The sequence below is a fragment of the Salmonella sp. SAL04157 genome, from assembly GCF_046551635.1.
Taxonomy (GTDB): domain Bacteria; phylum Pseudomonadota; class Gammaproteobacteria; order Enterobacterales; family Enterobacteriaceae; genus Salmonella; species Salmonella enterica.
The window spans coordinates 211,802-225,266 of the sequence record NZ_JBGDVS010000001.1 but is presented as its reverse complement, the minus strand read 5'-3'; the positions used below and the strand labels follow the sequence as shown (position 1 = coordinate 225,266).

Annotated in this window: 17 protein-coding genes; 12 read left to right on the top strand and 5 right to left on the bottom strand. The window is 55.4% G+C overall.

Annotated features, from left to right (window positions below; all coding sequences use genetic code 11):
- Nucleotides 1–4 precede the first annotated feature (4 nt).
- The 5 genes from ispD to ACLJRE_RS01125 are packed head-to-tail and all read left to right on the top strand — an operon-like array spanning nt 5 to nt 3,602.
- Nucleotides 5–715 (top strand): 2-C-methyl-D-erythritol 4-phosphate cytidylyltransferase, encoded by a 711-nt coding sequence (ispD, locus tag ACLJRE_RS01145; protein ID WP_000741649.1) that lies wholly within the window; start codon nt 5–7, stop codon nt 713–715.
- On the top strand, nt 715–1,194 hold the full coding sequence (gene ispF / locus ACLJRE_RS01140) for a 2-C-methyl-D-erythritol 2,4-cyclodiphosphate synthase (RefSeq protein ID WP_001219244.1): 480 nt from the start codon (nt 715–717) through the stop codon (nt 1,192–1,194). Before ispD ends, ispF begins: the two co-directional genes overlap by 1 nt.
- On the top strand, nt 1,191–2,240 hold the full coding sequence (truD, locus tag ACLJRE_RS01135; RefSeq protein WP_000134246.1) for a tRNA pseudouridine(13) synthase TruD: 1,050 nt from the start codon (nt 1,191–1,193) through the stop codon (nt 2,238–2,240). The genes ispF and truD overlap by 4 nt, the downstream gene beginning before the upstream one ends.
- Nucleotides 2,221–2,982 (top strand): 5'/3'-nucleotidase SurE, encoded by a 762-nt coding sequence (surE, locus tag ACLJRE_RS01130; RefSeq protein ID WP_001221538.1) that lies wholly within the window; start codon nt 2,221–2,223, stop codon nt 2,980–2,982. Before truD ends, surE begins: the two co-directional genes overlap by 20 nt.
- Nucleotides 2,976–3,602 carry a protein-L-isoaspartate(D-aspartate) O-methyltransferase gene (locus ACLJRE_RS01125; protein WP_000253542.1) on the top strand — a complete coding sequence of 209 codons (627 nt, stop codon included), beginning with the start codon at nt 2,976–2,978 and terminating at the stop codon, nt 3,600–3,602. Before surE ends, ACLJRE_RS01125 begins: the two co-directional genes overlap by 7 nt.
- A gap of 138 nt (nt 3,603–3,740) precedes the next feature.
- On the opposite strand, the gene ACLJRE_RS01120 is transcribed toward ACLJRE_RS01125, so the two are convergent.
- Nucleotides 3,741–3,899 carry a peptidase gene (locus ACLJRE_RS01120; RefSeq protein ID WP_223148970.1) on the bottom strand — a complete coding sequence of 53 codons (159 nt, stop codon included), beginning with the start codon at nt 3,897–3,899 and terminating at the stop codon, nt 3,741–3,743.
- Here ACLJRE_RS01120 and nlpD point away from each other — a divergent pair.
- Both nlpD and rpoS read left to right on the top strand, forming a co-directional pair.
- Nucleotides 3,829–4,911, top strand: coding sequence for a murein hydrolase activator NlpD (nlpD, locus tag ACLJRE_RS01115; protein WP_223202022.1), 1,083 nt, complete (start codon nt 3,829–3,831; stop codon nt 4,909–4,911). The two genes, ACLJRE_RS01120 and nlpD, sit on opposite strands and share 71 nt — an antisense overlap.
- A 62-nt stretch (nt 4,912–4,973) precedes the next feature.
- The gene (gene rpoS / locus ACLJRE_RS01110) at nt 4,974–5,966 is read left to right on the top strand and encodes an RNA polymerase sigma factor RpoS (protein WP_000081498.1); all 993 of its coding nucleotides are present in this window, start codon (nt 4,974–4,976) and stop codon (nt 5,964–5,966) included.
- Nucleotides 5,967–6,010: 44 nt separating this feature from the next.
- Here rpoS and ACLJRE_RS01105 read toward each other — a convergent pair whose 3' ends face one another.
- The 3 genes from ACLJRE_RS01105 to ACLJRE_RS01095 are packed head-to-tail and all read right to left on the bottom strand — an operon-like array spanning nt 6,011 to nt 8,278.
- Nucleotides 6,011–6,247, bottom strand: coding sequence for a non-oxidative hydroxyarylic acid decarboxylases subunit D (locus ACLJRE_RS01105; RefSeq protein WP_000562967.1), 237 nt, complete (start codon nt 6,245–6,247; stop codon nt 6,011–6,013).
- Nucleotides 6,248–6,257: 10 nt separating this feature from the next.
- Nucleotides 6,258–7,685: a non-oxidative hydroxyarylic acid decarboxylases subunit C gene (locus ACLJRE_RS01100; RefSeq protein WP_000863168.1), complete on the bottom strand. Its 1,428-nt coding sequence runs from the start codon at nt 7,683–7,685 to the stop codon at nt 6,258–6,260.
- Entirely contained in the window at nt 7,685–8,278 is a 594-nt protein-coding gene (locus ACLJRE_RS01095; protein ID WP_001237181.1) for a non-oxidative hydroxyarylic acid decarboxylases subunit B, read from the bottom strand. Before ACLJRE_RS01095 ends, ACLJRE_RS01100 begins: the two co-directional genes overlap by 1 nt.
- A 170-nt stretch (nt 8,279–8,448) precedes the next feature.
- Here ACLJRE_RS01095 and ACLJRE_RS01090 point away from each other — a divergent pair, with 170 nt between their 5' ends.
- Nucleotides 8,449–8,853, top strand: a complete 405-nt coding sequence (locus tag ACLJRE_RS01090; RefSeq protein WP_000423338.1) for a MarR family winged helix-turn-helix transcriptional regulator — start codon at nt 8,449–8,451, stop codon at nt 8,851–8,853.
- 18 nt (nt 8,854–8,871) lie between these two features.
- Here the strand turns inward: ACLJRE_RS01090 and ygbI are convergent, their stop codons facing one another.
- Nucleotides 8,872–9,636 carry a DNA-binding transcriptional repressor YgbI gene (ygbI, locus tag ACLJRE_RS01085; RefSeq protein WP_000613179.1) on the bottom strand — a complete coding sequence of 255 codons (765 nt, stop codon included), beginning with the start codon at nt 9,634–9,636 and terminating at the stop codon, nt 8,872–8,874.
- 196 nt (nt 9,637–9,832) lie between these two features.
- Here ygbI and ltnD point away from each other — a divergent pair, with 196 nt between their 5' ends.
- From ltnD to ACLJRE_RS01065, 4 genes are read left to right on the top strand one after another with little or no spacing between them, the layout of a single operon-like run.
- Nucleotides 9,833–10,756 carry an L-threonate dehydrogenase gene (gene ltnD / locus ACLJRE_RS01080; RefSeq protein WP_000206958.1) on the top strand — a complete coding sequence of 308 codons (924 nt, stop codon included), beginning with the start codon at nt 9,833–9,835 and terminating at the stop codon, nt 10,754–10,756.
- Nucleotides 10,750–12,012, top strand: a complete 1,263-nt coding sequence (gene otnK, locus ACLJRE_RS01075; RefSeq protein WP_000912488.1) for a 3-oxo-tetronate kinase — start codon at nt 10,750–10,752, stop codon at nt 12,010–12,012. Before ltnD ends, otnK begins: the two co-directional genes overlap by 7 nt.
- The gene (locus ACLJRE_RS01070) at nt 12,009–12,647 is read left to right on the top strand and encodes an aldolase (RefSeq protein WP_000209068.1); all 639 of its coding nucleotides are present in this window, start codon (nt 12,009–12,011) and stop codon (nt 12,645–12,647) included. Before otnK ends, ACLJRE_RS01070 begins: the two co-directional genes overlap by 4 nt.
- Nucleotides 12,648–12,651: 4 nt before the next feature.
- Nucleotides 12,652–13,428, top strand: a complete 777-nt coding sequence (locus tag ACLJRE_RS01065) for an HPr family phosphocarrier protein (RefSeq protein ID WP_001136896.1) — start codon at nt 12,652–12,654, stop codon at nt 13,426–13,428.
- Nucleotides 13,429–13,465 lie beyond the last annotated feature (37 nt).

Sequence of the window (13,465 nt, the reverse complement as noted above, 5' to 3'; positions counted from 1 at the left end):
TAACATGGCAGCCACTTTATTGGACGTTTGCGCCGTGGTGCCGGCGGCCGGATTTGGCCGCCGAATGCAAACAGAATGTCCTAAGCAGTATCTCTCAATCGGTAATAAAACCATTCTGGAGCACTCAGTTCATGCGCTGCTGGCGCATCCTCGGGTGACACGCGTTGTTATTGCTATCAGTCCTGGCGATCATCGCTTTGCCCAACTTCCGCTGGCGAATCATCCGCAAATCACCGTTGTGGATGGCGGCAACGAACGCGCTGATTCCGTTTTGGCCGGGTTACAGGCCGTTGCAAAGGCGCAGTGGGTGCTGGTGCACGACGCGGCAAGACCCTGTTTGCATCAGGATGACCTTGCGCGGTTGCTGGCTATCAGCGAAAACAGCCGGGTCGGCGGTATCCTCGCCAGTCCGGTGCGCGACACCATGAAACGCGGCGAACCAGGGAAAAACGCTATTGCCCATACCGTAGAGCGCGCCGATTTATGGCACGCGCTCACCCCGCAGTTTTTCCCCCGCGAACTCTTGCATGATTGTCTGACGCGTGCGCTGAATGAAGGCGCGACCATCACCGACGAAGCGTCAGCGCTGGAGTATTGTGGTTTTCATCCGGCGCTGGTAGAAGGTCGCGCGGATAACATCAAGGTCACCCGTCCGGAAGATCTGGCGCTGGCGGAATTTTATCTGACCCGAACCATCCACCAGGAGAAAGCATAATGCGAATTGGACACGGTTTTGACGTACACGCGTTTGGCGGAGAAGGGCCGATTATCATTGGCGGCGTGCGTATCCCTTATGAAAAAGGGCTATTGGCGCATTCCGATGGCGATGTGGCGTTACATGCGCTGACCGATGCGCTGCTGGGCGCGGCGGCGCTTGGCGATATCGGCAAGCTCTTCCCGGATACCGATCCGGCATTTAAGGGAGCGGATAGCCGCGAACTACTGCGTGAAGCCTGGCGTCGTATTCAGGCGAAGGGGTACACCCTCGGCAACGTGGATGTCACCATTATTGCGCAGGCGCCGAAAATGCTGCCGCATATTCCTCAAATGCGTGTCTTTATCGCCGAAGATCTCGGCTGCCATATGGATGACGTTAACGTGAAGGCGACGACGACGGAAAAGCTCGGATTTACCGGACGCGGAGAAGGCATTGCCTGCGAAGCGGTCGCGTTGCTGATGAAGGCGGCGAAATGACAGAGTTTGACAATCTCACCTGGCTGCACGGAAAACCACAAGGTAGCGGATTGCTGAAAGCGAATCCGGAAGATTTTGTGGTGGTTGAAGATTTAGGCTTTACGCCGGATGGTGAAGGCGAGCACATTCTGCTGCGTATTTTGAAAAACGGTTGCAATACCCGTTTTGTCGCTGACGCGCTGGCGAAATTCCTGAAAATTCACGCTCGCGAAGTGAGCTTTGCCGGGCAAAAAGATAAACACGCCGTTACCGAGCAGTGGCTGTGTGCGCGCGTGCCGGGGAAAGAGATGCCCGATTTCAGCGCCTTTCAGCTGGAAGGTTGTAAAGTGCTGGAATACGCGCGTCACAAGCGTAAGCTGCGTTTAGGCGCGCTGAAAGGCAATGCCTTTACGCTGGTGTTGCGTGAAATAAGCGATCGCCGCGATGTCGAAACGCGATTGCAGGCGATTCGCGATGGCGGCGTGCCGAACTATTTTGGCGCACAGCGATTCGGCATTGGTGGCAGCAACTTGCAGGGCGCGCTGCGCTGGGCACAAAGTAACGCGCCGGTGCGCGATCGCAATAAACGCAGTTTTTGGTTGTCGGCGGCACGTAGCGCGTTGTTTAATCAAATTGTTCACCAGCGGCTGAAGAAACCAGACTTTAATCAAGTTGTTGACGGCGATGCGCTACAATTAGCGGGGCGTGGAAGCTGGTTCGTCGCGACATCTGAAGAACTGCCTGAATTGCAGCGCCGGGTAGACGAAAAAGAGCTGATGATTACAGCATCGTTGCCGGGCAGCGGAGAGTGGGGAACACAGCGTGCGGCGCTGGCGTTTGAGCAAGATGCCATTGCCCAGGAAACGGTGTTGCAATCGCTGTTGCTGCGCGAAAAAGTAGAGGCGTCGCGCAGAGCGATGCTGCTTTATCCGCAACAATTAAGCTGGAACTGGTGGGATGACGTTACCGTCGAGTTACGTTTCTGGCTGCCCGCAGGCAGTTTTGCCACCAGCGTAGTAAGGGAACTGATCAACACAATGGGTGATTATGCGCATATTGCTGAGTAACGATGACGGGGTTCACGCGCCCGGTATACAAACGCTGGCGAAAGCGCTGCGTGAGTTTGCTGATGTACAGGTCGTAGCCCCGGATCGTAACCGCAGCGGCGCGTCTAATTCCCTCACGCTGGAATCTTCGCTTCGTACTTTTACCTTTGATAATGGCGATATCGCCGTACAGATGGGGACGCCGACCGATTGCGTCTATCTGGGCGTTAATGCCTTAATGCGTCCGCGTCCGGATATTGTCGTTTCCGGTATTAACGCGGGTCCGAATCTGGGCGATGATGTGATCTATTCCGGTACAGTCGCCGCGGCGATGGAAGGTCGTCATCTCGGCTTTCCGGCATTAGCGGTCTCCCTTAACGGCTATCAGCATTATGATACGGCTGCAGCCGTGACTTGCGCGCTTTTGCGAGGGTTAAGCCGGGAGCCGTTGCGTACCGGGCGTATTCTCAACGTGAATGTCCCGGATCTACCGTTAGCGCAGGTTAAAGGCATCCGCGTGACTCGCTGTGGTAGCCGCCATCCAGCGGATAAAGTAATCCCGCAGGAAGATCCGCGCGGTAATACATTGTACTGGATTGGCCCGCCGGGCGATAAATACGATGCCGGGCCGGATACCGATTTCGCGGCGGTGGATGAAGGCTACGTCTCCGTCACGCCGTTGCATGTGGATTTAACCGCGCACAGCGCGCATGATGTGGTTTCAGACTGGTTAGACAGCGTGGGAGTTGGCACGCAATGGTAAGTGGACGTGTACAGGCTCTTCTTGAACAATTGCGCGCACAGGGCATCAGAGATGAGCTGGTGCTTAATGCGCTTGCCGCAGTGCCGCGCGAGAAATTTATTGATGAAGCGTTTGAACATAAGGCCTGGGAAAATATCGCTTTGCCGATAGGCCAGGGTCAGACGATTTCGCAGCCCTATATGGTGGCGCGAATGACGGAACTGCTCGAACTGACGCCGCAGTCCAGGGTGCTGGAAATTGGCACCGGTTCCGGCTATCAGACGGCGATTCTGGCGCATCTGGTGCATCACGTTTGCTCCGTTGAGCGGATTAAGGGGCTGCAATGGCAGGCGCGCCGCCGCCTGAAGCAGCTCGATTTACATAATGTTTCTACCCGTCATGGCGATGGCTGGCAAGGCTGGCAGGCGCGTGCGCCGTTTGACGCTATCATTGTGACGGCCGCGCCGCCGGAAATTCCTACCGCGCTCATGGCACAGTTGGATGAAGGCGGCATTCTTGTTCTGCCCGTGGGCGATGAGCAGCAGTTTTTGAAACGCGTGCGTCGCCGGGGCGGCGAATTTATTATCGATACCGTGGAGGCCGTTCGCTTCGTCCCGTTAGTCAAGGGAGAGCTGGCCTAGTTTGCCCTGCAAACACCCACTCTTACGCCTGATGAAGCCGAAACGAATACCTGGAGTTTTCCTGGTTATTCCCGGTGGGTTAAGCGTATCGTGAACACATTTTCCCGTGTTCACTTAATGCGTTGCACGGTTCTTACGTCACTGGTTGTTAACCAAATTTTTTCCTGGGGGATAAATGAGCGCGGGAAGCCCAAAATTCACCGTTAGTCGCATTGCGGCACTATCACTGGTTTCACTATGGCTGGCAGGTTGTACCAGTTCGTCAAACCCTCCGGCGCCGGTCACGTCTGTGGACAGTGGTTCGTCATCAAATACCAATTCCGGGATGTTGATCACACCGCCGCCAAAAATGGGCACGACGACGCAACAAACGCCGCAACAAGCGCCGCAAATTCAACCCGTTCAGCGTCCTGTAACGCAGCCCATGCAAACTCAACCGGTCGCGGAACAGCCCGTGCAGATGGAAAATGGGCGAATCGTATACAATCGCCAGTATGGGAATATTCCGAAAGGTAGCTATACGGGTGGCAGTACTTACACCGTGAAAAAGGGGGATACGCTTTTTTACATCGCCTGGATTTCCGGGAACGATTTCCGCGATCTGGCCCAGAGAAACAGTATTCCTGCCCCGTATAGCCTGAATGTAGGGCAAACTTTGCAAGTTGGTAACGCATCCGGTACGCCAATTACTGGCGGAAATGCGATCACCCAGGCGGATGCAGCACAGCAAGGAGTTGTGACCAGGTCTGCACAAAATTCCACCGTTGCAGTTGCGTCTCAACCAACAATTACGTATTCTGAGGGCTCAGGTGAACAAAGTGCTAACAAAATGTTGCCAAACAACAAGCCTGCTGGGACGGTTGTCACAGCGCCTGTAACGGCACCAACGGTAAGCACGACCGAACCAAATGCAAGCAGTACGTCAACCAGCGCGCCGATTTCCGCATGGCGCTGGCCGACGGATGGCAAAGTGATCGAAAACTTTGGCGCTTCCGAAGGGGGCAATAAAGGGATCGACATTGCAGGCAGTAAGGGACAGGCTATCGTCGCAACCGCTGATGGGCGCGTCGTATATGCCGGTAACGCGCTGCGTGGTTACGGTAATCTTATTATCATCAAACATAACGATGATTACCTGAGTGCCTACGCCCATAATGATACGATGCTGGTCCGGGAACAACAGGAAGTTAAGGCGGGGCAAAAAATCGCTACTATGGGTAGCACCGGCACCAGCTCTACACGCTTGCATTTTGAAATTCGTTACAAGGGGAAATCCGTAAACCCGCTGCGTTATTTACCGCAGCGATAAAGCGGCGGAACCAGGCTTTGACTTGCTAGTTCCGTCAAGGGATCACGGGTAGGAGCCACCTTATGAGTCAGAATACGCTGAAAGTTCATGATTTAAATGAAGACGCGGAATTTGATGAGAACGGAGTAGAGGCTTTTGACGAAAAAGCCTTGAGTGAAGAGGAACCCAGTGATAACGACCTGGCTGAAGAAGAGCTGTTATCGCAAGGGGCCACACAGCGTGTGTTGGACGCGACTCAGCTTTACCTTGGTGAGATTGGGTATTCACCACTGTTAACAGCCGAAGAAGAAGTCTATTTTGCGCGTCGCGCACTGCGTGGAGATGTCGCTTCTCGCCGTCGCATGATTGAGAGTAACCTGCGTCTGGTGGTAAAAATTGCCCGCCGTTATGGCAATCGTGGACTGGCGTTGCTGGACCTGATTGAAGAGGGCAACCTGGGGCTTATCCGTGCAGTTGAGAAGTTTGACCCGGAACGCGGGTTCCGCTTCTCAACATACGCAACCTGGTGGATTCGCCAGACAATCGAACGGGCGATTATGAACCAAACCCGTACGATTCGCTTGCCGATTCACATTGTTAAAGAGCTGAACGTATACCTGCGCACCGCACGTGAGTTGTCGCATAAACTGGACCACGAACCGAGTGCGGAAGAAATTGCAGAGCAACTGGATAAACCGGTTGATGACGTCAGCCGTATGCTTCGTCTCAACGAGCGCATTACCTCGGTAGACACCCCGCTGGGCGGTGATTCCGAAAAAGCGTTGCTGGACATCCTGGCCGATGAAAAAGAGAACGGTCCGGAAGACACCACGCAAGATGATGATATGAAACAGAGCATCGTCAAATGGTTGTTCGAACTGAACGCCAAACAGCGTGAAGTGCTGGCGCGCCGTTTCGGTCTGCTGGGATATGAAGCTGCGACACTGGAAGATGTAGGCCGTGAAATCGGTCTTACGCGTGAACGTGTTCGTCAGATTCAGGTTGAAGGCCTGCGCCGTCTGCGCGAAATTCTGCAGACGCAGGGGCTGAATATCGAAGCGCTGTTCCGCGAGTAAGTACCCTTGTCAAAAAAAGGCCAGTCGACAGACTGGCCTTTTTTTTACCGTTTGTCTTCTGCCAGCAGCGGCGGGATACTCGGCACCATTGGCGCGTTATCAATATCTTTTTGCGTCATGCGAAACGCTTGTGGATAGTGTTCGCGGCTGGTACGACGTAACGGTTCGGTATCGCGCCAGGTATACAGACAATGCTGACACTGATATACCGTCCAGACTCCTTTTACCGGCGAAGTCGCCATGAGTTCAATATGTGCATCGGCACAGCGTGGACAAATCATCGGTTACTCCTTATTTACGGTTGGCCAGCATGGCGGTCAGCTTTTCAGCCCAGGCTTTAGTTTCCGGTAAATCAACAACCGGCTGGCTATAGTGACCACGGTTATCTGGCGCAACCGGCGTGGTGGCGTCAATGATCAGCTTGTCGGTAATCCCCGCCGGGCTTGAGCCCGGATCCAGTTCCAGGACGGACATATTCGGTAGCTGTACCAGATCGCCTGCCGGATTCACTTTCGACGACAACGCCCACATCACCTGTGGCAGATTGAATGGATCGACATCTTCATCGACCATGATCACCATCTTCACATATCCCAGACCGTGCGGCGTCGTCATCGCTCGCAGGCCCACCGCACGGGCAAAGCCGCCGTAGCGTTTTTTGGTTGAGATGATGGCCAGCAGGCCGTGGGTGTACATGGCGTTTACCGCCTGCACTTCCGGAAATTCGGCTTTCAACTGTTGATACAGTGGCACGCAGGTCGCCGGCCCCATCAGGTAGTCGATTTCCGTCCACGGCATCCCCAAATAGAGCGATTCAAAAATGGGTTTGCTGCGGTAAGAGACCTTATCGATACGCACCACGGTCATGTTGCGACCGCCGGAATAGTGGCCGGTAAATTCGCCGAACGGTCCTTCAATTTCACGTTTACGGCTTTCGATGACCCCTTCAAGAATGACTTCAGATCCCCACGGCACATCAAAACCGGTCAGCGGCGCGGTGGCGATAGGATAGGGGCTTTCACGCAGCGCGCCTGCCATTTCATACTCTGACTGATCGTATTTCAGCGGCGTTGCGCCCATCAGGGTAATGATCGGATCGTTACCCAACGTGATCGCAATCGGCAGATCTTCGCCACGCTCTTCAGCTTTGTGCAGGTGCAATGCGATATCATGCATCGGCACTGGTTGCAGACCCAGCTTACGCTTGCCTTTAACTTCCATACGGTAGATGCCGACATTCTGCTTGCCGAAGTTATCGGGATCGAGCGGATCGCGTGATACCACACAGGCTTTATCCAGATAGAATCCGCCGTCGCCGTCGTTCAGACGAAACAGCGGCAGGATATCAAACAGGTTGATCGCGTCGCCGTCGACGGTATTTTCCGCCCAGCCCGGATTCGCCCGTCGTTCCGGCGCTACCGGAAAATTGTCCCAGCGGCGAATAAATTCATCGATCTGTTTTTTAACCGGCGTGTTAGGCGGCAAACCCAGTGAGATGGCATGGTTCTGCCAGGAACCGATGGTATTCATCGCCACGCGGGCGTCGGTAAAACCACGAATATTGTCAAACCACAGCGCGGGCGCGCCATCGCCGATTCGTCCCGTTGCGTTGGCAGCGGCGGCGAGATCCGGCTCCGCATTCACTTCCTCGCTGATTTTCAGCAGTTGTCCCTGCTGATCCAGCGCATGTAAAAAACTGCGCAAATCATCAAATGCCATTATCCATTCTCCTGTGAAAAATTTGCTGCCTGTCGCAGTCCTTGCCAGCGGCGCGTGCGCGTATGCTCCAGACCAAACTGGTCGAGAACGCGCGCTACGATGTGCTGGATAATATCGTCAACGGTTTGCGGCAGGTTGTAGAACGCGGGCATGGGCGGCACTATCGCCACCCCCATACGAGAAAGCGCAAGCATGTTTTCCAGATGAATCGTGCTGAGCGGCATTTCCCGCGGCACAAGCACCAGCTTGCGACCCTCTTTCAACACGACATCGGCAGCGCGTCCCACCAGCCCCTCGGCATAGCCGGCGCGAACCCCCGCCAGTGTTTTCATACTGCAGGGGATAATAATCATGCCGTCGGTACGAAATGAGCCGGAGGAAATGGTCGCCGCCTGATCGGCCGGGCTATGACAATAATCTGCCAGGGCGGCTACCTCAGCGGGCGTGTAGGGCGTCTCCAGTTCAATAGTGGTTTTCGCCCACTTTGACATTACCAGATGCGTTTCAACATCAGGTATCGCCCGCAATGCCTGGAGTAGCTCGACGCCAAGCGGCGCGCCGGTCGCACCGGTCATCCCCACAATCAATCTCATTTCTTACCTCAAATATCGTTCGTATACGAACATTTTGATCAAAATACGCCCACACGGCCTTTGCGACAAGATCGCTCCCGACGCCTGCGCACGTTTAGCTAAAGCATTCGTCATTAAAAAACCGTGCATAAGTCGTTATGATAGAAAAAGTTAATTTATCCGGAGCGCTCATGGAGTTACGAAACACCGCGTTTCATCTGTTACGCCAACTTTTTCAGCAACATACCGCACGCTGGCAGCATGAACTACCGGAGCTCACCAAACCTCAATATGCGGTGATGCGCGTTATTGCTGAACATCCGGGTATTGAACAGGTCGATCTGACCGAAGCGGCGGTTAGCACTAAAGCGACGCTGGCGGAGATGTTAAGCCGGATGGAAAATCGTGGGCTGGTAAAGCGAGAAAACGATCCGCTGGATAAACGTCGGCGTTTTGTCTATCTCACCGTTCAGGGCCAAACGTTGCTCGCCGCCGCGATACCACTGGGGGATCGCGTTGACGATGAATTTTTGGGGCGACTGAGCGCTGAAGAACGCGAACAGTTTACGCAACTGGTACGCAAGATGATGACGTAAGCGGCTTGCGCCGCTTCGCTATTGTTTGGCCATCAGCAGTGAGATATCCACTTTGGCCAGCGCCCGAATTGCGCTTTCCGGCAGGCCGTCATCGGTGACGATTTGGTTGAATTCCGCCAGCGGTAACGCCAGCCATGTAGCGACCTGGCCGTATTTGGTCGCGTCGCACACCAGAATTTTTTGGCGGCTGGCGCTGGCGACGGCCCGTTTCACCGTGACTTTATCTTCTGCCGGCGTTGAAATACCGCGCACGCTCCAGGAAGAGGCGGAAATAAAGGCCTGGTCAATCATCAACCCACGCAAAAGCGTCGCCGCGGCTTCACCGACGCACGACCGGTTTTCCCGGCATACCGCCCCGCCAGTGTGAATAATTGTGCAATCGCTATTGTCCATCAGGTAATCGGCGATAACGAAATCATTCGTCACCACCGTAAGTTTATTCATCGTAACCAGCTGCCTGGCAATCGCCAGCGTGGTCGTACCTGCATCAAGGTAGATACAGCTTTCTGGCTGTACCAGGCTGGCGGCCAGTTTGCCAATCGCCGCTTTCTGCGGCGTCGCCAGTTCGGTTTTGATCTGATGCGAGGGCTCGTGCGCCACGCGAGTCGATGATTGCACGCCGCCAGAGACCTGGATTACCGCGCCTTGCTGCTCCAGTTTTTGTAAATCACGGCGAATAGTCATGTGGGATACATGCATGCGCTCGGTCAGTTCAGCGATACTGACGATGCCTTTCTCCGCCACCATATCAAGAATGATTTGTCGACGCTCAGTAGGTATCAACGTCTGCTCCTTTCTTTAGTCCTGTCGCGATTTTACGCGATTTCTCGTCACAGCGTGTGAAGTTCTATGAGGATTGCCTTCACAAAAAATAACACATTTTGTTATTTTTTGTGAAACAACTCACCGCAATTGTTTACAAAAACGCCTATATTCACATAACAAAACATAATATCACGTAAATTAACATGGAGTGATAATGACAACAGGAACTGATTTTCATGTCGGCATTGTGGGGCTTGGCTCAATGGGAATGGGCGCTGCGCGTTCATGCCTGCGCGCCGGGCTTTCCACATGGGGGGCCGATCTTAACCCGCAAGCGTGCGCGAATCTTCTCGCTGAAGGGGCTTGTGGGGCTGCCGCCAGCGCCAGGGAGTTCGCCGGCGTCGTGGATGCGTTAGTCATTCTGGTCGTCAATGCCGCCCAGGTCAGACAGGTGTTATTCGGTGAGGATGGCGTCGCCCATCTGATGAAACCCGGAAGCGCGGTGATGGTTTCGTCTACGATCTCAAGCGCCGACGCGCAAGAGATCGCCGCGGCGTTGACGGCATTGAATCTTAATATGCTGGATGCGCCGGTTTCCGGCGGCGCGGTAAAAGCGGCGCAGGGCGAAATGACGGTGATGGCCTCCGGGAGCGAGGCGGCGTTTACCCGCCTGAAGCCCGTGCTGGACGCCGTTGCCAGCAACGTTTATCGCATCAGCGATACGCCGGGCGCAGGCTCAACCGTCAAAATTATTCATCAACTGCTGGCTGGCGTGCATATTGCGGCGGCGGCCGAAGCGATGGCGCTGGCCGCGCGGGCCGGTATTCCTCTGGACGTGATGTATGACGTCGTGACCCATGCCGCCGGAAACTCCTGGATGTTCGAAAACCGTATGCAGCATGTCGTTGATGGCGACTATACCCCGCGTTCGGCCGTCGACATTTTTGTCAAAGATTTGGGGCTGGTTGCCGACACGGCGAAAGCGCTGCGCTTCCCCTTACCGCTGGCCTCTACGGCGTTAAATATGTTCACCAGCGCCAGTAACGCCGGTTATGGCAAAGAGGATGACAGCGCTGTGATCAAAATTTTCTCAGGGATTACTCTGCCTGGCGTCACGCCTGAGGAGCCGTCATGTTAAAAATTGGCGTCATTGCCGATGATTTTACCGGCGCGACCGACATCGCCAGTTTTCTGGTCGAAAACGGGATGCCGACAGTGCAGATCAATGATGTCCCAACCGGGACGCAACCGGAAGGGTGCGACGCGGTGGTTATCAGCCTGAAAACCCGCTCATGCCCGGCGCAAGAGGCGATAAAACAATCGCTGGCGGCGCTGGTATGGCTGAAAAAACAGGGCTGCCAGCAAGTCTATTTCAAATATTGCTCGACTTTCGATAGTACCGCCGAAGGCAATATCGGCCCGGTCACCGATGCGCTGATGGTGGCGCTGGATACCTCATTTACCGTGATTTCTCCCGCGCTGCCGGTTAACGGACGCACGGTTTATCAGGGCTATCTGTTTGTCATGAACCACTTGCTGGCGGAGTCCGGTATGCGCCACCACCCTATCAATCCGATGACCGACAGCTACCTGCCGCGTCTGATGGAAGCGCAGGCGCAAGGGCGCTGCGGCGTTATTCCGGCTCAGACGCTTGATGAAGGCGTTGCCGCGACCCGTGCGGCGCTGTCGCGTTTACAGCAGGAAGGATATCGCTACGCGGTACTTGACGCGCTCAATGAGCGGCACCTGGAAATTCAGGGCGAGGTTTTGCGTGATGCCCCGCTGGTGACTGGCGGTTCCGGGTTGGCAATGGGGCTGGCGCGTCAGTGGGCGAAGCACGGCGTTTCTCAGGCCCGTTCCGCAGGCTATCCGCTGAGCGGTCGCGCGGTGGTGCTTTCCGGTTCCTGTTCGCAAATGACGAATCAGCAGGTGGCCTTCTATCGACAACATGCTCCCACACGCGACGTTGACGTGGCGCGCTGCCTGTCATCCGAGACGCGCGAGGCCTACGCTGAAGCGCTGGCGCAGTGGGTGCTCAGTCAGGACAGCGAACTGGCGCCAATGATTAGCGCCACCGCCTCCACGCAGGCGCTGGCTGCCATCCAGCAGCAATATGGCGCTACCGAAGCCAGCCATGCGGTAGAGGCGCTCTTTTCCCTGCTGGCCGCTCGCTTAGCGGAAGGCGGTATCACCCGGTTTATCGTGGCGGGCGGCGAAACCTCGGGCGTGGTGACGCAAAGCCTCGGTATTACCGGTTTTCACATCGGACCGTGCATTTCACCCGGCGTGCCGTGGGTCAACGCGCTCCATGCGCCAGTCTCGCTGGCGCTAAAGTCAGGCAATTTTGGCGATGAATCCTTTTTCATCCGCGCTCAAAGGGAGTTTCAGGTATGACGACACTGGCAAAAGAAGAGCACGCTTTGCGAGAAGAGATGGTCAGGATAGCCGCCTCGTTTTTCCAGCGCGGCTATGCCACCGGCTCGGCAGGCAATCTCTCGCTGTTACTGCCGGACGGCAATATTCTGGCGACGCCCACCGGTTCGTGTCTGGGTAATCTCGACCCGCAGCGGCTATCCAAAGTGGACCCGCAGGGCGAATGGCTCAGCGGCGATAAACCGTCTAAAGAGGTGCGTTTTCATCTGGCGTTGTATCGCAATAACCCTTGCTGCAAGGCCGTGGTACATCTGCACAGCACCTGGTCAACGGCGCTTTCCTGTCTCGAAGGGCTGGACCCGCAAAATGTGATTCGCCCGTTTACCCCCTATGTGGTGATGCGGATGGGAGACATTCCGCTGGTTCCCTACTATCGCCCGGGGGATGACCGAATTGCCCGCGATTTGGCTGCGCTGGCGGCCCGGCATCAGGCCTTTTTACTGGCTAATCATGGGCCGGTCGTGTGCGGGGAGAATTTGCAGGAAGCCGCTAATAATACCGAGGAGCTGGAAGAGACGGCAAAGCTGATTTTTATCCTTGGCGAACGCCCGATTCGTTATTTAACCACCGAAGAAATTGCGCAGTTAAGGAGATAACCCGATGCCGCGTTTTGCCGCCAATTTGTCGATGATGTTTACCGAAGTGCCGTTTATCGAGCGTTTTGCCGCCGCTGCCGAAGCCGGTTTTCAGGCCGTTGAGTTTCTGTTCCCCTACGACTTTGCCGCCAGCGAGATTAAAGCCCAGCTATCGCGTCATGATCTGACGCTGGCGCTGTTTAATACTTCGGCGGGCGATACCGCGGCGGGCGAGTGGGGACGCGCCGCGCTACCGGGGCGCGAACACGACGCGCGCGCCGATATCGATCTGGCTCTGGAATACGCTCTGGCGCTGGAATGTGAGCAGGTTCACATCATGGCGGGCGTAGTGCCGGATGGCGCTGATGGCGCACGTTATCGCGCCACGTTTATCGATAATTTGCGTTATGCCGCCGACCGGTTTGCCGCCCACGATAAACGTATTTTGATCGAAGCGCTGAGTCCCGGCGTTAAACCCGGCTACCTCTTTTCCAGCCAATATCAGGCGCTGGGCATCGCAGAAGAGGTTAACCGCCCGAATGTATTCATCCAGCTCGACACTTTCCACGCGCAAAAAGTGGATGGCAATTTGAGTCACCTGATTCGCGAGTACGCGGGCCGCTATGCCCATGTACAAATCGCTTCGCTACCGGACAGACATGAACCGGATGATGGCGAGATCAACTACCCGTGGCTGTTCCGGCTGTTCGATGACGTCGGTTATCGCGGCTGGATAGGCTGCGAATACCAACCACGGAATACCACTCAGGACGGGCTTGGCTGGTTTAACGCCTGGCGCTAACCCTGAACTACCCTACACAACAATAAAGAGGACATCC